The organism is Halomonas sp. BMC6, assembly GCF_964204995.1.
Classification (GTDB): domain Bacteria; phylum Pseudomonadota; class Gammaproteobacteria; order Pseudomonadales; family Halomonadaceae; genus Vreelandella.
This window is the reverse complement of record NZ_CAXNSH010000001.1, coordinates 2275512-2294644: the sequence shown is the minus strand read 5'-3', so window position 1 is coordinate 2294644 and position 19133 is coordinate 2275512. Positions and strand designations below refer to the sequence as shown.

Annotated in this window: 13 protein-coding genes; 6 read left to right on the top strand and 7 right to left on the bottom strand. The window is 56.2% G+C overall.

All coding sequences use genetic code 11. The features are described 5' to 3' along the window. Nucleotides 1-113 precede the first annotated feature (113 nt). The 4 genes from AB6K10_RS11005 to AB6K10_RS10990 are packed head-to-tail and all read right to left on the bottom strand — an operon-like array spanning nucleotide 114 to nucleotide 7062. Entirely contained in the window at nucleotides 114-1778 is a 1665-nt protein-coding gene (locus tag AB6K10_RS11005; RefSeq protein ID WP_253018885.1) for a diguanylate cyclase, read from the bottom strand. After that, nucleotides 1765-2157 (bottom strand): response regulator, encoded by a 393-nt coding sequence (locus AB6K10_RS11000; protein ID WP_339118727.1) that lies wholly within the window; start codon nucleotides 2155-2157, stop codon nucleotides 1765-1767. The genes AB6K10_RS11005 and AB6K10_RS11000 overlap by 14 nt, the downstream gene beginning before the upstream one ends. After that, nucleotides 2154-5342, bottom strand: coding sequence for a response regulator (locus tag AB6K10_RS10995; protein WP_339118726.1), 3189 nt, complete (start codon nucleotides 5340-5342; stop codon nucleotides 2154-2156). Before AB6K10_RS10995 ends, AB6K10_RS11000 begins: the two co-directional genes overlap by 4 nt. Continuing rightward, a complete protein-coding gene (locus AB6K10_RS10990; RefSeq protein WP_339118725.1) occupies nucleotides 5329-7062 on the bottom strand; it encodes a GAF domain-containing sensor histidine kinase in 1734 nt (577 codons plus the stop codon). The genes AB6K10_RS10995 and AB6K10_RS10990 overlap by 14 nt, the downstream gene beginning before the upstream one ends. A 179-nt stretch (nucleotides 7063-7241) precedes the next feature. Between AB6K10_RS10990 and AB6K10_RS10985 the strand changes: the two genes are divergently transcribed. Continuing rightward, entirely contained in the window at nucleotides 7242-8006 is a 765-nt protein-coding gene (locus AB6K10_RS10985) for an SDR family oxidoreductase (RefSeq protein WP_339118724.1), read from the top strand. A gap of 75 nt (nucleotides 8007-8081) precedes the next feature. Here AB6K10_RS10985 and AB6K10_RS10980 read toward each other — a convergent pair whose 3' ends face one another. Both AB6K10_RS10980 and AB6K10_RS10975 read right to left on the bottom strand, forming a co-directional pair. Next, nucleotides 8082-9158: a 2,3-butanediol dehydrogenase gene (locus tag AB6K10_RS10980; protein ID WP_339118723.1), complete on the bottom strand. Its 1077-nt coding sequence runs from the start codon at nucleotides 9156-9158 to the stop codon at nucleotides 8082-8084. A gap of 31 nt (nucleotides 9159-9189) precedes the next feature. Next, entirely contained in the window at nucleotides 9190-11004 is a 1815-nt protein-coding gene (locus tag AB6K10_RS10975; protein ID WP_339118722.1) for an NAD(P)/FAD-dependent oxidoreductase, read from the bottom strand. A gap of 288 nt (nucleotides 11005-11292) precedes the next feature. Here AB6K10_RS10975 and AB6K10_RS10970 point away from each other — a divergent pair, with 288 nt between their 5' ends. The 5 genes from AB6K10_RS10970 (at nucleotide 11293) to AB6K10_RS10950 (ending at nucleotide 18510) form a co-directional block, all read left to right on the top strand. Continuing rightward, nucleotides 11293-13266, top strand: a complete 1974-nt coding sequence (locus tag AB6K10_RS10970) for a sigma-54-dependent Fis family transcriptional regulator (protein ID WP_339118721.1) — start codon at nucleotides 11293-11295, stop codon at nucleotides 13264-13266. A 237-nt stretch (nucleotides 13267-13503) separates the two neighbouring features. After that, nucleotides 13504-15354, top strand: a complete 1851-nt coding sequence (locus AB6K10_RS10965) for a TonB-dependent receptor (protein ID WP_339118720.1) — start codon at nucleotides 13504-13506, stop codon at nucleotides 15352-15354. Next, nucleotides 15305-16369, top strand: a complete 1065-nt coding sequence (locus tag AB6K10_RS10960) for an MBL fold metallo-hydrolase (protein ID WP_339118719.1) — start codon at nucleotides 15305-15307, stop codon at nucleotides 16367-16369. The genes AB6K10_RS10965 and AB6K10_RS10960 overlap by 50 nt, the downstream gene beginning before the upstream one ends. A gap of 104 nt (nucleotides 16370-16473) precedes the next feature. Next, on the top strand, nucleotides 16474-17328 hold the full coding sequence (locus AB6K10_RS10955; RefSeq protein WP_339118718.1) for a MoxR family ATPase: 855 nt from the start codon (nucleotides 16474-16476) through the stop codon (nucleotides 17326-17328). Between the two features lie 3 nt (nucleotides 17329-17331). After that, a complete protein-coding gene (locus AB6K10_RS10950) occupies nucleotides 17332-18510 on the top strand; it encodes a VWA domain-containing protein (protein WP_339118717.1) in 1179 nt (392 codons plus the stop codon). Between the two features lie 90 nt (nucleotides 18511-18600). Here AB6K10_RS10950 and AB6K10_RS10945 read toward each other — a convergent pair whose 3' ends face one another. After that, on the bottom strand, nucleotides 18601-19128 hold the full coding sequence (locus tag AB6K10_RS10945) for a cytochrome b (protein WP_339118716.1): 528 nt from the start codon (nucleotides 19126-19128) through the stop codon (nucleotides 18601-18603). Nucleotides 19129-19133: the final 5 nt, after the last annotated feature.

Sequence of the window (19133 nt, the reverse complement as noted above, 5' to 3'; positions counted from 1 at the left end):
ACCGTGTTCGAAAGACGTGCATCGCTTGCCAGTCGGCAAAAGCGCACCAGCAGTGCGCAATTGTTGCTGCGTTGCTCCATAACGAATCATGCCAGCGCCGTCGACGGATAGCGCTACTGGCACACCTGGTTGCGGCCCCCGCGTTTGGCGCGGTAAAGCGCCTCATCCGCCAATACCAGTAAACGATCCCGATCTTGATCTGACGCATCGAGGCTGCACACCATGCCCGAAGAGAGCGTACAGGCAAACTCTTGATCACCCTGGTTGAAGCGTAGCCGAGAGAAGTATTCACGGATGTCTTCTAAACGCTTGCGACCATCCTCTGCGCTGCAGTGAGGCAACACCACCAAAAACTCCTCGCCACCGTAGCGACCGATCATGTCCGTTTGCCGCAGGCGCTGACGGAGCAGCGTCGCCACCGAGGCAATGACGACATCCCCCGTGGCATGACCATAGGTATCGTTGACCGACTTGAAGTGGTCGATATCCACCATCGCCACGACCACCGAGTAGTTCTGGCGATAGCCACGGCTGATTTCATTGATGGCAGCGCTTTTGATACTGGCGTGCTTGAGTAGCCCCGTCAGACTATCTTTATTGAGCAGTGCCGAGAGCGTACGGGAACGCGCCACTCGCACGCGAATCGACGCCACCAGTTGCGCGGCGAGGATAGGTTTGGTGAGGAAGTCGTCGGCCCCGTGGCTAAGCGCATCCACCTGTTTGCCCAGATCCATTTCGGCCGATAAAAATACAATGGGCAGGCTGCTCCACTCGTCATACTGGCGAACCACTGAGGCCAAATCGGGGCCGTCGTAATCCGGCATGTGTACATCCATCAGCAACAGCTCGGGTCTAAACGATGTCAGTTGATCGATGATATGGCGTGGATTATCCAGAATCCGCACTTCCATCCCAGCGGCCTCCAGCACGAGCTGGTAATACGCAGCCAGCTGCTGGTCGTCGTCCACGACGAGAATACGTGCGGGGGGCGACTGGCGCTCTTGAAGCAGCTGTTCGAGGCGGTTCACCAATTGCGGAATGTTCAGCGGCTTCAAAAAATAGCCTTGTGCACTTAACTGAGCCGCCCGCATACGCGCATCGAAGCTGTCGCAGTCGCTGATGAATAGCAGCGGGCACGAGAGCGCTTGCAGCGGCGCCAAGTGTCCAACGCCGGCCATGGCATCCACGATCAAAATATCAGGAGACTCGTCGGCAATCTGCTGACACGCTTCCGGCACGGAGGTAAACAGACGCACCTCGTAACTGAAATTCGTCAACTGTTCGCGAATGTGTTTACCGAGTTTGTCGTCCTCTTCGATCAGCCAAATCTTGGCGGTCGTGCCGCTGACTTCTTGAGGGGCGTCGATGGCCGGTGCCTGCTGGAGGCTTGGTACCAGCTCTACTTGCATGGACTGAAGCTGGCCACTCACTACGTTGACCAGTTGAAGGTCAATCTCTTGATCGCTCTCTTCCAACCAGCGTTTCAGCCCGCCTTCCAATATGCGCGCCTGGCTGCCGATCGTATCGAAACCAAACGTACCCGCCGACCCTGCCAGTTTGTGCAGCCGTCGGTATACATCGGTCAGCGTTTCCCGAGGCGCTTGCGCTTCATCGTCGAGCGCCTCTCCAACGGGGGTCATGAGCTGGGCACGCAACGTCTGTTGAAGACGCGTGAGCACACTGCACAACGAGGCGAGTTCGGTCTGTAAGTTTTGCTGATACGTTTGCTTTAACAGTGCCAGCTTGTGTTCTAAGGATTGTTGATCACGGTTTACCACACGCCTGCTCCCAAAGAGTGCGAACTTGATTAGCCAGCGTCATGGGATCAAACGGTTTGGCAATCACACTTTCGGCACCCAGTGCAATGAGTTGGTCCACCTCGTGGGGCTGCACTTTAGCGGTCATAAACGCAACGGGCACTTTCTCAAGGCTCGGCAGTTTACGCAGCGCAGCTAAGGTAGATGGCCCGTCCATGCCGGGCATCATCACATCGAGAAGAATCATGTCCGGCGCATAGGCCACCGCTTCTTCCAACGCCTGCTCCCCCGAGGAGCATACCTTGACATTAAAACCACCGACGACTTCCAGCGCAAGCGCCGCTACCGTTTGGATATCCGGGTCATCTTCCACATACAAAATACGCTCTAAACTACTCATCCGTTATCCACCATCTGCGCCAGTTGGGTTCGTTGTTGAATGGCCTCGAGCAATTGTGCCGGGCTTATACGCGATTTTAAAAAAACCGTCTCAACTCGATGTTGATCTGTCTCACTAATTGGCTGTCCCGAGAGAATGATGATGCGTGCGCGGGGCTGGGCTTCTCGAATCTGCTCCAATAAATCCCAGCCCTGGCCGTCGGGCAGCCCTATATCCAAAATGATGGCATCGTAACGACGATAGGTTAACAACCGGCGCGCCATAGCCACGCTCACCGCGTGGTCGCACTCTGCATGTTCGTTCAGCATGGTACGAATCACCGCATGCAGGTCGGGATCATCTTCGATGTGCAGTAGCGTTGGGCGCTCTTGATGGGCCTGGATTTGCTCGCCCAGTAGTGCTAACAAATGCTGAGCTTGAATGGGCTTCGCTAACCAAGCGATGTCTTCGAGGTGCCCTTCTAAAGCCACTCTGCCCCGCTCTACGCTGCCCGTCACGACCAGCACTGGCGTATGCTTCGAGGCATGCTGCTCGCGTAGGGCATGAATCACATCGAACCCGCTCATGTCTGGCAAGCCGATATCGACGGTGATGGCGTCGTAGCGCTGCTCGGCCAGTTTTTCTAACGCCATGGCACCATTCAGCGCGGAGTCTACCTCGAAGCCCGCCTGAGACAACGTTTCAAACAGCACCCGGACGACGGAGGGATCGTCCTCGATCACCAACACCCGACCAACCTCAGCGCCACTGCCCAATGGGCCGCTGACCGTATCGGACGGATGGAGCGGGAGCGAGAACCAGAAGCAACTTCCCTTGCCTTCTTCGCTGGTGAAGCCCATCGAGCCTTCCATGTGCTCCACCAGTTCACGGGTGATCGCCAATCCTAGCCCCGTACCGCCTTTCGCTCGGGAGTCGGAAGCGTCTACCTGGGCAAACTTACTGAAAATGTGCGCTTTGAAATGCTCGGGGATGCCCGGCCCAGCGTCTTTGACGCTCACCGTGATGACATGGGCCTGCTTCTCGACACTGATCTGGACATCCCCGCCCTCCGGTGAAAATTTCACCGCATTGGAGAGTAAATTTGCCATGACCTGCTGAAGGCGCTGGCCATCTACGCGCACCTGAGCCTCTGGATAGGGGTTATCCAGCTTTAACGTGACTTGACGCTCGTGTCGGTAGTGGCGATTTTCTTCGATGGCGCTCTCCAACAGCCGCTGTAACGGCTGCCACTGCATGTCGAAGGCCAGTTTACCGGCAGCGATTTTTTCGATATCCAGCAGGTCGTTGATCAAGTGCGTCAGCCGCTGGCTGTTTTTGTGTGCAATGTTGACCATACGCATGACGGTATCCGGCACACTGCCCAGCGCGCCTGCAGACACCATCCCTAGCGCGCCCGAAATGGAAGTGAGCGGCGTACGAAGTTCGTGGCTCACGGTCGCCACGAACTCGTTTTTCATCTGCTCTACCCGCTTCGATTCAGAGATGTCTTCGGCAATACCCAGGTAGCCAGTGATATGGCCTTGTTGGTCTTTGATCGCCGTGACCACCAGCTTGATGGGCACTCGCTCCCCTGAACGGGTCACATAGAACCACTCTTTGGCATCACGCTTGTCCAGGGCGGCGCGGTGCGTGAACACTTCGAAGGGCGTCAACGTGTAGCCGACGCTCTGGTTGAGATCGATGAGCCGCTGTTCGACTTCGTCGGCATCGTGGAACAACATGGGCGTTTGACTACCCACGACCTCGCTCGCCTGATACCCCAACAGGTCTTCAGCGCCTTTGTTGAAGAGCTTGATCACTCCTTGGGTATCGGTGGCGATAATGGCGAAGTCCACCGCAGAATCGAGCACTGAGCTCAACAAGTCATTGCTGCTGGCCAGCGCTTTAGTGCGTTGATCGACCTCACGCTCTAAATTGCTTTGCGTATGACGCAGCCGTTTGAACGCATCGCTGAGTTCGGCGCTCATCGCGCCCAATAGATCGGATAACTGCTGGAACTCTACGATACGGCTGCTAGGCAGCGTGGGCGTCTTGCCGTTTGCGATACTGTCACTTAGCGTACGACCTTTTTTGCCAAGACGGGTCAGCGGCTGGGTGATCGTTCGACTCAACAGCTCGGCCGCTAAAATACCGAAGATCAATACCCCTGCTAACATCGCAAACAGGACGATGCGGTAGGCTTCCATGGCGCTGACGGTAGGGAGTGCCGGTGTTTCAAGTACGACCTGGTCGACGCCTGCCACGCCGAGCGCAGGCAGCTTGATCGTGTAAAGGCCTTGTGAAAAACGCACCGCTGGATTGTCTAAATTGCCGGGCAACCACATTGTGATGCGCTCGCCCACATCAATGAGCTCATCGCCAGGCGCCAGCGTCAAGGAGTTGAGGTTTCCCACCTGCGCCAGTAGCTCACCGTCTGCGTCTAGAAGACCGATATTGACGTCATTGCCCGCACGTACCCGGCCAATATGGTACATGTAGCGCTGATCGGCTTCGGGTTCGGACAGGCGCCCCACCAACTCGTTACCCAAATTATTGAGGTTTTGTTTGACGAAGTTCTCTTGGCCTTGGCGCATGGCGTGGCCTTCATAAAGAATCAGCGGAATACCCGCCATCAGCGTGACCGACAGGAGAGAACAAAATAGTAGGTGTTTGAGCGTTAACAGTGCGCCTGCCGTCGGTAGCCACGTTTTTTTGGACAACCCACAAAAGATGATGATGGCGCTGGCGATAACCGCATTAAAGACACCGTTAATGGCTTGTTTCAAATACACCAGCAGGGTCAGCTCTTGTCCCCATCCCAGCCAATAAGGGAATAACAAGAAGTCGATCGGTGCGGCCACTGCAATCCAGTAAATCAGAGCGGCAATGATCAGGTTTTTGACTTTATGGTGATAGAGCCACGAGACCACTAATGCCTCTAACACGAACACCATGACGGTGACCGGATTTTCCCAAAAGACGTAGGTATAAAGCCCCGCTGCCACGCCTATCAATACAGCAGGCCACATGCCTAACCAAGCAATGGCCAACATGACGGCCACCGAGCCGAAGACGAAATAGACGTTAAACAGTACCGATAACTGCAGCATGTTGCCCGCCACGCCCGCCACGAACAACAGCGCGAACAGCAGGCCTGCATACCAGGGAGAACCCGCGGGTAAGATGTTTCGTTCAGTGCGCATCATGAGGGCGCTCCTCCGCGTAAGGGAACGTCACATAAAACGTGCTGCCCTCTCCTTCGGTAGACTGAAACCCAATGGTGCCACCCATTTGTTCGGTAATCGCTTTACTGATAGAAAGTCCCAACCCCGTTCCTCCTTTAACGCGTCGATCACTGGCATCTGCTTGCGAAAATTTTTGGAATATCCTGGCTCTAAACTCTTCGGGTATACCGCAGCCGCTATCTTTTATATTGATACGTACATCTTTATCACACTCGTCGCAGAAAATAACGACGTCACCGTTCAAACGAGAAAATTTAGCGGCATTTGAGAGCAAGTTGGCCATAACCTGCTGGAAGCGTAGTGCATCGACGTTGATAAAGCGCTCTTTAGATAGCGCCTCTAAACGCAAAGTAACGCCGTACTGTTCCGCATAAGGCTGGTTTTCTTGAAGCGCCGCGTTAAGTAACACGCCTAACTCTCTGGGATGACAAATGAAATTTAACTGCCCCGCCAAAAGTTTTTCAACGTCCAGCAAATCATTGATCAATAACGCCAGTCGCTCGCCATTTTTCAGCGCCATGGAGAGCATTTTATGAGTGCTCTCTGGCAGCTCTCCCGTCGCCCCGCCCAGTACCAACTTCAACCCGCCGGTAATGGCCGTCAGCGGCGTACGGAGTTCATGACTCACCGTCGAGACGAACTCGCTTTTTAGCGCATCGACACGCTGACGCTCTAGCGCCGAGCCAATCCACCGGCTCAGTAGCTTGATGAAGAGGATGTCGGTTTCCGCAAAGGGCTGCTGACGAGGGACGGCAGAGGAGAAGCTTACCGTGCCGAACAGCTGGTCACCTAATTGGATAGCGCTTCCAATATACGCTTCGAGCCCAAAGGTCTCGTAACATGGATGATGTCTGAGATCGCTCAATGCCGCATTATGGACGGCAAGAAAACCATTGTTCTTTAGCGTCATATCGCAGTAGGTGTTAGCCAAAGGCAGGCATTGCCCAACTCCCATCGTGACATCCTGCGGGGCCGTCACGGAGACGACCTCAAAAATTCCTTTGTGGATGCGGCTGATGATGCCAATGTCCAGCTGTAAGTAGCGACAGCCCAAGGCCAACGCTTCCTGAAACTGTTGCTCAAGGCTCAAATGATTGGACGTGCTGATTTCGTTGAGCGCAGCCAACGCTTCAGCCAGTAAGCGCTGACGGGCTTCATCGTGAGCCAGTTGGCGCTTCACCTCGTTCACGCTAACAAGCTCATTCTCAAGCCCAGCTCGGTTGATCTCGTCTTCTGCGCACGCTGCCAAATCGCAAAGCGCTTGGCGCTCTTGCGGGCTCAACCGGCGCGGCTCGGAGTGGATGATGCACAGGGTACCCACGGGAAAACCGTCGGCGGTGGCCAGTGGAACACCCGCGTAGAAACGAATACCGCGTCGGGCAGTCACCAACACGTTGGTGTCAAAGCGAGGATCCAGACTGGCATCTTCGATTTCAAAAATGCCTTTCCCTTGAATGGCGTGAGCGCAAAACGACTCTTCCCGGCAGGTTTGCGTCAGCGAAAATCCTTGCCGTGACTTGAACCACTGACGCTCCTCATCGACTAACGACACCAGGGCAATGTCCACGTTGAAAAGGCGTGTGGCCAGCCGGGTAATCCGGTCGAAGCGCTCTTCAGGTGGGGTATCCAAAATAGCTAAGCTATGTAACGCCATTAGCCGCGCTTGCTCACTCTCCACCATGGCAAAAACCTCAAGGGTATCTAACCGCCAATTTTATCCATCGGGCATAGCGCCGCTAAGCTCGTTTAGTTAATGTCAATGTATGCATTATTGTGGCGGCTGTCGTTAGCTGTATCGTTATTTCACATTTGCCTTGGCGGCACGGCTGTAAACACCCTTTTCACACTGGAACAAAACGCATGACAAAACCCCATACCTACTACGTAACGGGTGGCGCGCAAGGCATCGGACTGGGCATCGCCCATCTGCTGCTGGCCGAAGGCCATCGCGTCGCCATTACCGACATCGATGAAGAAGCCCTAGACGCCGCTGCGAAAAGGCTGCCTAACCCGTCGCAAATGCTCACGCTCACGGCAGACGTTAGCGATGAAGCCCAGGTGGCGGCCAGCCTCGAAAAAACCGTCAGCCACTTTGGTCAGCTCAACGGCATCGTGCATAACGCAGGCATTGCGGACCCCTTCCATGGCCCGGTAGAGCAGCTCTCGCTAGCGACATGGCAGGCCTACTTAAACACTAACCTCACCGGCGCCTTTTTGTGCGCCAAACATGGGGCTGCTTACTTACGCCCGCACGGCGGCAGTATGGTGCTGATGGCCTCGTCACGCGCCATCCAATCTGAGCCGGATACTGAAGCCTACGCCGCTAGTAAAGGTGGCATTGTCGCGTTGACCCACGCGCTAGCGGTCAGCCTAGGGCCGGATATTCGCGTCAATGCCGTTAGCCCGGGCTGGATTGAAGTCGGTGACTGGCAAAAACCCAGCCGCCAGCAGCCGGTGGAGCACCGTGATATCGACCGCGAACAGCACCCGGCGGGGCGCGTGGGCACTCCCGAAGATATTGCCGCGCTCACCCGCTTTCTGCTCTCCAAAGAATCCGGCTTTATCACCGGGCAGAACTTTGTCGCCGACGGCGGGATGACGCGCAAAATGATCTATGCCGAGTAGCGGCACCGCCCATCAAAAAGATCCCATTAAAAAAGGCCATACGGAGATGGCCTTTCGCTTTTCAAAAACGTACCGCTATGGCGTGACGATAATTTTCACCTGCGCCTTATCGCTCAGCAGCACCTCAAAGCCCTCCTCCACGATATCCGCCAGCGGAATGCGTTGAGTGACCATATCCTCGGCGCGGAAGTAGCCCCGCTGCATCAGCGCCATCACCGCCGGGTACACATGACGATAGGCAATAATGCCTTTCATGGTGCGCTCTTTAATCACCAAGTCGTTGGGGTGAAAGCTGGCCTCTCCCTCCCAAATACTCACCACCACCACTTCGCCGCCCTCGTGAGTGCTGTGCAGCGCTTGGTTGAGCACGGCGGGAATGCCGGTCACTTCGAAGGCCACGTCCACCCCGCCGCCGCTCAAGGCGTGCAGTTTCTCCACCGCGTCCTCTTGCTGTGGATCGATGACCATGGCTCCCAGCGCTTCGGCTTTAGCCTTACGGGATGGCGCGACTTCCACCGCATAAATATGTGCAGCCCCGGCGGCTTTAAGCGCTTCGATGGTCATTAAGCCAATAGGCCCAGCACCAAACACCACGGCGCTATCCCCGGCTTTGATGCTGCTCTGGCGCACCGCATGCAGCGCGACCGCTGCAGGCTCGACCAGCGCCCCCTGCTCGTAGCTGAGGTCATCCGGCAGTTTGTGCACCATATGCTCACCCATCACGGTGAACTCCGAAAATCCTCCGCCACCGCCGGAGAGGCCATGAAAGCCGAGCAGCGGCGTCAGGTTGTAGCGCTCCATCTGGTAAGCGCCATCCTTGTTAGGTGAAAGGATCGGCTCAATAGCCACACGGTCGCCTACTTTCACCCGCGTCACTTTCTCACCAACCTCCACCACTTCGCCCGCAAACTCATGGCCCATAATGATCGGTGCCTGCTCGCCGCTAATGGGGTGCGGTTTGCCTACCGGAATAAAAATTGGCCCGGCGGCATATTCGTGTAAATCGCTGCCGCAAATACCACAGGCGGCGACTTTTACTTTCACCGCATGGGGGTCGTTGATCATCGGCACCGGCACGTGTTCAACGCGCAGATCTTTAGCGGCATACCACACTGCGGCCTGCATCTGTGGCTGATTCGTCGACTGACTCATAAGTATCCCTTCCTGTTAAGACGCATAGCTTTTAAGACACATGGTGAACCGGCTGCAGGCCATAGACAGGCGTTTCCAGCCCTTCCATACGAGCCTTTAACTGCAGCGCCAAATAGTGCGAGTAGTGCCGAGACTGATGCAGGTTGCCGCCATGGAACCACAGCGCTTCCTGCTGGGTGGGCTTCCACATATTGCGCAGCTCGCCCTCCCAAGGGCCGGGGTCTTTAGTGGTATCGGAGCCCAAACCCCAACACTTGCCTACTTTATCCGCCACTTCTTGAGAGATAAGCCGTGCCGCCCAGCCGTTCATGGAGCCATAGCCAGTGGCGTAGACGATTAAATCAGCGTCCAGCTCGCTGCCGTCAGTGAGCGTGATGGAGTGCGGATTAATACGCTCGATGCCAACACCGCTGCGCAGCTTGATATCGCCATTGGCGACCAAATCGCAGGCCCCCACATCGATGTAGTAACCTGAGCCACGGCGCAGGTACTTCAAAAACAGGCCAGACTCATCGTCACCGAAATCGAGCATAAATCCCGCGTCTTCGAGTTTTTGGTAAAACTCAGCGTCGCGCTTTTTAATCGCCTCAAACGCCGGGCGCTGGAAATCGGGCAACACCTTGTAAGGAATCGAGGCAAACAGCAGGTCGGCTTTTTCGTGGGTCAACCCGCCAGCTACCGCCTCTTCCGAGTAGAGCGGCCCCAGCACTTCTTCCATCAATGAGTCCGACTTGACGATATGGGTCGAGGAGCGCTGGAGCATGGTGACATCGGCATCGTGCTCCCAGAGCGCGGCGGCAATATCGTGAGCCGAGTTATTCGAGCCCACGATCACGCACTTTTTGCCCGCGTAAGCATCCGGCCCTGGGTGCTGGCTGGAGTGCTGCTGCTCGCCCTCGAAGCTCTCCGCGCCTGCAAACTTGGGCACGTTGGGCATACCGGACATCCCGGTAGCCATCACCAGCTGCTTCGGGCGCAGCGTGATATCTTCGCCGTTGCGCTTCACGTTCACGATCCACTCGCCTACGGCTTCATCGAAGCGTGCATTGTCGCAGGTCGTGGAACTCCAATAATTGAGCTCCATCACCTTTGTGTACATTTCCAGCCAGTCGCCCACTTTGTCTTTCGGGGCAAACACCGGCCAGTTTTCCGGGAAAGGAATGTAGGGCAGGTGGTCGTACCATACCGGGTCGTGCAGGCAGAGGGATTTATAGCGCTTGCGCCAGGAGTCCCCCGCACGCTCGTTGCGCTCAATGATGATGGTGGGCACGCCCATCTGCTTTAGCCGCGCCCCCAGGCCAATACCGCCCTGGCCACCGCCAATGATCACACAGTAAGGCTGGCGCGTGTAACCAAGCTCCGCTTCTTCCCGCTCGCGGGCTTCCAACCAAGTTTCACGCTGTTTATTGGCACCATGCTCGGCCCCTTTAGGGCGGTGTTGGTTGCGCGGTTCGGGAAAATCGTCCAGCGCCTGCATGGTGGTCAGCAGCGTCCAGCACTTGCCGTTCTTCAGGCGCACATAGCCTTTTCCGCTGGCAATGGCTGTTTTGAAGGTGAACCACGCTTCAACGGTATCGCCATTTTCGCTGGCCTCCCCGTCAAGCTGCCACTGGGTAGGCTGGGTATTGGCCAGCGTGGCATCAAGCATTGCCTGGATTTCCTCCTTGCCTTCGCAGGTTTTTAGATTCCAGGTAAACGCCAGAAAATCGCGCCAGTAGCATTCGTCGTTGAATAGCGTCAGCACGCGTTGGATATCGCGCGCCTGGAGCGTCTCATCAAACTCCTGTAGCCATGCGCTGACGGTGCTGTTGGCGTGGGATGGGGTTCTTACCTCTGTGTGAGTCATCGCGGGTACTCCAAGGTCGTTGTTATTGTTGAACTGTCGATAAGACACTCAACCCTAAGCACCCGCCGTGCCAAATGCGCCAAATAGTCAATAAGCGATTGAAAAATATAAGCAATCAAACATCCACACACCGTTATAAAACAGCGCAAACCGCGTACACCTGTCACGCCTTGTGTACGGCTAACGTTACAGGTGTAACGCACGACTAACGGCGTAATACAGCCTCGTTGACACCCACTACAAAGCGCATAGGCTGGAAGTACAACAATAATCGTGTGTGGATTCGCCATGCCAACGCCATCACTACCACCGACACGCTTGGCCTCCGTGCAGCGCCAGCATATCGAGCACATCTTCCAGCTCGGTGAAGGGCTCGATGCGCCACAGCTACCGGCACAGGCCACCATCCGCCGCTCCTGGCTGCGCTGCCTCAACGAGTACCAACTCGACCCCACGCAGCCACGCCCTGCCCGGGTGGTGCCCCAGCAAACCTTGATCGAGCACCGGGAGTCCGTTGATGAGCTGCTGCACGTTGCCCGCGCCGGGGTCGATCAACTGTATGGGCAAATCGCCCAGCTCGGCTACGTGCTGCTACTCACCGACCATCGCGGCATTACCGTCGAGTTTCGCGGCAACCCCAACCAAGACCAGCAGCTACGCAAAGCGGGCCTCTATTTAGGTGCCGACTGGGACGAGCGCTTCGCGGGCACCTGTGCGGTCGGCACCTGCCTGCACGACCGCCAAGCGATCATTTGCCACCGCCAGGAGCACTTCGACGCCACGCATATTTCGCTCACCTGCACCGCCGCCCCCATCGCCGACCCGCAAGGCAACGTGATGGCCGTGCTGGATATCTCTGCGCTGCAGTCGCCCACTCAGCATGAGAGCCAGAACTTCAGCCTCTCGCTGGTGACGCTCTACGCCCGCATGATCGAAGACGCCTACTTCCTGCAGCGCTACCGCGACTGCCTGATGGTGCGCTTAGATACCTCGCGAGAGTTTGTGCATGTGAACGGGCGTGGGCTTATCGCCATTGAAGAGAACGGCCAGGTGATTGCCGCCAATGCCGTCGGCCGCGAACTGATCAGTGCGCACCAACAGCGCTGGCTGCCGTGGTCTGCCCAACACGCGCCGATGCTCAGTGAACTATTTGAGTGCGAGATTGCCGATGTGCTGAGCATCAACAGCGCGACCAACGACCAGCTCAGGGCGTTTCGCGCCCGCGCCAGCAACGCCATCTACTTTATTAGCCTGCTGGAGCCGCGCAGGCCGCGCATCGCGCCACTCGGAAAGCCCGCCTCCTCGCTGCCAACAGCGCTAGAACGGCTGGGGGGCGACGACCCTGCTATACGTAAAGTGCAAAAGCTGGCCGAACGGCTGCGTAACGAAGCCAGTGTCAACGTGCTGATCAGCGGTGAAACCGGTACCGGCAAAGAAGTGGTTGCCCGTGCGCTGCACGATAGCGGCAACCGCGCCAAAGGCCCCTTTATTGCGGTGAACTGTGCGGCGATTCCCGAAGCGCTGATCGAAAGCGAGCTGTTCGGCTATGAACCCGGCGCGTTTACCGGCGGGCGGGCAAAAGGCATGCGCGGGCTGATCCCCCAGGCCCACGGCGGCACGCTGTTTTTAGATGAGATCGGCGATATGCCGCTGGCCCTGCAAACCCGCCTGCTGCGGGTGCTGGCCGAGCGGGAAGTGATGCCGTTGGGGGCGAACAAACCCGAAAAAGTCGACATTCGGGTAATCACCGCTACCCACCGCCACATCGATACCATGATTGCGCAGGGCGAGTTTCGTGAAGACCTCTACTACCGCCTGAACGGTGCCCAGCTGCGCTTACCATCGCTGCGCGAACGCGCCGACAAGCTCTACGTGATTCGCCAAGTATTCAGCGATGTGGTGAGCGAACGCGGCGCAAGCTCCGCCCCTCGGCTGCGGGCCGACGCCATCAGTGCGCTGCTCGCCTACGCCTGGCCCGGCAATATTCGTCAGCTAAAAAACGCCCTGGCGTTTGCACTCGCCACCGCCGAGAGCGATGAAATCACCGTGCACGACCTACCCGAACAGTGCCTCAGCCAGCGCATTACTCGCACGCCTACGCCAACCGCGCCTGAAAGCGAGGCCACTGATCGCCACCTCATGACACGGCTGCAGCAACACCACTGGAACATTAGCGCCGTGGCACGCGAGCTGGGGGTTTCACGGCCAACGGTGTATCGGCAAATGCAGCGCCAAGGCATCGTACCGCCGAATAAGGCCTAGTGATTAAAAACTCTAAAGCCTGCTAACTGTCGCTTAAAGCGCAACATCTCGTTCCTGCCGCTTCAATTGAAATAAGAATTACTAGCAAATAAAGTAAACCTCTATTCATTTTTCAATTGACTGCTCGAGAATCCGCTGGTGACCCGTCATTACATTTCTACTCCGTCTGCCCTGGCTGTGTCTGCCTTATTGCCCATCAGTGCGTTGATATCATTAGACGCTGCTGCCCAAGAGAATGTGTCCCTATCTGAGGTTGTCGTTTCTGCTTCTGGCTACGAGCAGTCTGTTGCGGATGCGCCTGCTTCAATTAGCGTTATCACCCGCGAATCGCTAGAGCAACGCGCTTATCGAGACATCACGGATGCACTGAGCGATGTACCAGGTGTCGTGGTGACGGGTGGTGGCGACGGAGAAGATGTCAGCCTAAGAGGTATGCCAGTGCAGTACACGCTGTGGTTGGTAGATGGACGGCGCCAATCTACACGCGAAACCCAGCCCAATGGTGGCGGCGGTTTTCAGAAGGACTGGCTTCCTCCCCTCTCTGCCATTGAGCGGATCGAGGTCATTCGCGGGCCAATGTCGACTTTATACGGCTCAGAAGCATTAGGCGGTGTCATTAATATCATCACGCGCCGCGTATCCGATGAGTGGAGCGGCAACCTACGCCTTGAAACTACCTATCAAGAAGACCGAGCATCAGGGGATGAACACCAGCAGCAGCTGTACCTCAGTGGACCGCTGATTCAAGATACCTTAGGGCTCCGCTTGCAAGGCCAGTTCCAAAAGCGCGAAGAAGACCGCATTGTGCGCGGCTATGCAGGACGAGAGTTTCATAACTTATCCGCGCGATTCTCTTGGACGCCCCATCAAGACCACGATATCGACGTTGAAGTAGGCCGCCAAGCGCAAGAACGAACATTCCGCCCAGGCTTCACACAGGCAGGATCCAGCGCGTCGTCCACCGACAATGAGCGTGAATATATCTCTGCATCCCATCTAGGCCGTTGGAGCCACTTCACCTCAGACTCTTATCTCCAGCAGGAAACCGGCTACAACCGAGGCCGGGACATCGAAATTAACAATACCGTTTTCGATTCGCGCGTCGTGGTGCCGTTAGGCGCTCATTTCGTGACGGCTGGCGTCAACTATGAGCATGAACAGCTCAATGACACGACGTCCAATGCCAACGCATCGCTTACCGAAATCACTCAATCTCAGTGGGCCATCTTTGTAGAAGATGAATGGATGCTGGCTGACACAGTGTCAGTCACCGGTGGCCTGCGGCTGGATGACAACGAGAGCTTTGGTAATCACTTGAGTCCGAGGCTGTACGGCGTTTGGCACTTCCAACCAGAATGGACCCTAAAAGGTGGCGTTTCCACAGGTTACCGTGCTCCTAATCTACGCGACTTGACACCGGGCTGGGTGCAAGCCAGCCGTGGAGGAGATATCTATGGCAACCCAAACCTTCAGCCTGAAACCTCGGTGAACCATGAAGTTGGTTTGCTTTACCAAGGTGATGGCGGTATCAGTGCGAACGTGACAGCGTTCTATAACGACTTCAACGACAAAATCAGCCGGGCTGCCTGTCCAAGTGACATTTGTCTCAATGGCCACAATCAAACAGGAGCTGATCCTACTTACAACATCAATATCGATAAAGCGGTCACCCAAGGGGTCGAGGCAGGTGTAACCCATGCGCTGACTCCCTCGCTTAATTTGCAGGCTAGCTACACCTATACCGATTCAGAGCAGCGTAGCGGCGAGAATGCCGGACAACCGCTCACTCAATTGCCAACACACTTACTGAACGCAGGTGTCGATTGGCAAGCAAACGCAGACTTGGGCATTTGGACACGCTACAGCTTCCGTGGCAAAGAAAGTCAGCCCACTACGCTAGACACCAGTCGTGCAGTCAGAGCTCCCTCTTACGCCACCTGGGATACCGGTGCACGCTGGTCTTTTGCGCCAAACATGCAAGTAATGCTGGGCGTTTATAACTTGTTTGATAAAGAAATCGGTCAGGATAGCTTCGGTTATGTCGAAGACGGGCGTCGCTACTGGGCTGGTCTCAATATTGATTTCTAAAGACGGGTCTATCACGATGAAAGCATCATTACTATCAGCCTTACTTACCGTCGGCATAAGCCAAGCGGCCATAGCTGAGCCAGCGATGCCTCTAGCCGAGGCCATTGCACAACGCGGCCTGTCATCAGGTGAAGGGCATACAGGCCTTCACAGCCTATGCGATCTTACAATGACCATGCGTGTTGCCGGACAGCGCCCCGCGGGTGCTGATAATCATCGCCATGAGCACCGGGAAGAGCGTACGCCTCCAGAAGCAATGCCGACCCGAGTCTTTGATAATCTCTACTTTTTGGGACATCGAGGCGTCACAAGTTGGGCAATCACCTCGGATGAAGGCATCGTGTTGATCGATACAATGAATAATGATGAAGAAGCCAAGGCTTTTATTGAACAAGGGCTTATCGCGTTGGGCCTGGACCCCAATGATATTACGCACCTCATCATTACTCATGCCCACGGGGATCATTACGGCGGACAACAGTATTTAGTGGACAACTTCACTCCTCGCGTGCTTATGGCAGACGCAGACTGGGCGGCTTTGGAACAAGAAGAACTCAGCGTTAGCAACCCACGCTGGGGAGAACCGCCCCTAAGGGATATCACCGTGGCCGATGGTGACGTGCTGAGTCTAGGAGATACAGACATTTCCATGTACGTCACGCCAGGCCATACAGCCGGGACACTGTCGCTGATTTTCCCTGTTCATGATGGCAACGACACGCATTACGTCGGGCTATGGGGCGGCACAGGATTTAACTTTGGCCCTGATGAGGCAAGGCTTCGCGAATACTCCGCGTCAGGGGCCCGCTTTCGTCATTTAGCGGCAGCGGCCAACGTCGATGTTTTCCTGTCAAACCATGCGCGACGCGATAACAGCATTGAACGTATTGAGCTGCTAACCCAACGCGCCTCAGATGAGCCACACCCCTTTGTCAATGACGATGCACTGGGTGCGTTTGACTTGTTCAGCGACTGCGCTCTTGCTCAAGCCGAACGTCTGAGAGCCGAACGCTAAGCTCAGCACGCATCTGCCCAGGCCTGCTTGGCCTGGGCACCTTGCCTCACGTACACTTGTTTGAATCCGATATTCACCACGCTTTCAACAAGCCGAGGCCCACTATGGCGTTTGATTCCACTTCTTCGTATATCGCAACCAATGCGCTTAAACAGGCGGTGAATGCTGCCGTGGTGCTTGAGCGCCCGCTGCTGATCAAAGGCGAGCCAGGCACCGGCAAGACGCTACTGGCGGAAGAGCTGGCAGAATCCCTCGGCACCAAGCTGATCACTTGGCACATTAAATCCAGCACTAAAGCCGCTCAAGGGCTGTATGAGTACGATGCGGTGAGCCGCCTGCGGGACTCCCAATTGGGCGTAGAAGGTGTTGAAAACGTCGCTAACTACATCAAGCCCGGCAAACTGTGGGAAGCCTTTACCGCCGATGAACGAGTGGTACTGCTGATCGATGAAATCGACAAGGCGGATATCGAATTCCCCAACGACCTGCTCCAAGAGCTGGACCGTATGGAGTTTCACGTCTACGAAACCGGTGAAACCATCCGCGCCGAGAAGCGCCCCATCATCGTCATCACCTCCAACAACGAAAAAGAGCTGCCGGATGCCTTTCTGCGCCGCTGCTTTTTCCACTACATCGAATTCCCCGACCGTGAAACCATGCAGGCGATTGTGGCTGTTCACTTCCCGAACATTGCCCCAAAACTGGTCCGCGAAGCATTGGAGGTTTTCTTCGACCTGCGCAGCGCTCCAGGGCTGAAGAAAAAGCCCTCTACCTCAGAGCTGGTCGACTGGCTTAAGCTGCTGATGGCCGATGAGCTGGCGCAAGAAGCGCTCTACCATCGCGACCCCGCCAAAGCGCTGCCGCCCATGGCCGGTGCGCTGGTCAAAAACGAGCAGGATACCCACCTGCTTGAACGCCTGGCCTTTATGATGCGTCGCCAGAAGAACAGCGGGCGCTAAGCCATGTTTATCGGCTTATTTGGAACCCTCAAGCGCGCGGGCGTACCTGTTTCACTGCGGGAGCTGCTAGATCTTCATGCCGTGGTCGAGCGGGGCGTGGTGTTTGCCGATATAGAGGCGTTTTATCAGGTGGCGCGTACGGTGATGGTCAAAGATGAGCGCCACTTTGACCGCTTCGATCGCGCCTTTGCCGCTTGGTTTAAGGGCCTTGAGGACATGGATGCCGCCATCGAAGCGCTGATTCCCGATGAGTGGCTGCGCCGCGAGTTCGAAAAACAGCTCACCGACGAAGAGAAGGCCAAGATTGAGTCTCTAGGTGGCTTAGAGGAACTCATCGAGACCTTTAAGAAACGCCTGGAGGAGCAGAAAGAGCGCCACGCGGGCGGCAATAAGTGGATTGGTACCGGCGGCACCAGTCCGTTTGGGGCTTACGGCTACAACCCAGAAGGCATTCGCATCGGGCAGGATGGCTCACGCCACCGCCGCGCTACCAAGGTGTGGGACGAGCGGCGCTTTCGGGATTACGATGACTCGCTGGAGCTGGGCACCCGCAATATCAAAATGGCCCTGCGGCGACTGCGCAAATTCGCCCGCCAAGGGGCGTTAGAAGAGTTCGACGTGGATAGCACCATCCGTGAAACCGCCAAGGATGCCGGGCTACTCAACGTGCAGATGCGCCCAGAGCGCCACAACGCGGTGAAGGTGCTGCTGTTTCTGGACGTAGGTGGTTCGATGGATGACCACATTCGCGTCTGTGAAGAGCTATTCTCGGCGGCCCGCTCTGAGTTTAAGCACCTAGAGCATTTCTACTTTCATAACTGCCTGTATGAAGGCGTGTGGAAAAACAACCAACGCCGTGGCAACGAACGCATTCCCACCATGGATGTGCTGCACACCTACGGCGCCGATTACCAGGTGGTAATTGTAGGTGACGCCGCCATGTCCCCTTACGAGGTCACGCACCGCGGCGGCAGCGTCGAGCACTTTAACGACGAAGCCGGCGGCGTGTGGCTCAAACGCTTGGCCGACAAATTCCCCCGTTTGGCTTGGCTAAACCCGATGCCTCCCAGGGCATGGGAATATACTTACTCAACCACGCTCATCCGTGAACTCATCGATGACCGTATGTACCCGATGACGCTGGAAGGGCTGGAAACCGCTATGCGCGAATTGGCGAAGTAGCGTTGGCCTAGACAGCAACAGTAGCAACAACAGCAACAAAACGGCGCACCCAGTGGGTGCGCCGTTGCGCATGTTGCAACGCCCAAATGGCTATGCCATGCGCGTCATAATGCTGTGGTTAGTCAGCCTGCGGTGCAATACCGCCATCGCGATATGGCCTACTACCAGTGCTAACAGCGCCCAACCCAGCTCGCCATGTAACAAGCCGCCCAAGTTAGTCATCCACTCGATGCGCTCGCCACCGCCCGACATCAGATGAATGCCCAATACATCCAGCGAGCGGCCCGAGCCATACTGGCGAATCAGTGCAATCGCAGGCACGGCAATCATCAACCCGTACAGCGCTAAGTGGCCAAGCTTCGCCATCACGCTCACCGCTGGCGGACGCCGTGACGCATTTATCAGCGCCCAAACAGCGCGAATCACAACGAGTGCCATTAGCACAACGCCCACTTGGCTATGGGTACCCCAAAGAAAGCCTTCAATCGCCGTATCTTCTAAAAACACTCTGGCGGCTGCGCTACAAAATTGCCACACAAACAGCAGCGCCATTCCCCAATGCAATGACCGACTCACCAATCCATAACGCATAGAGCTGTCCATCACTGTTAGCGCCATCTACT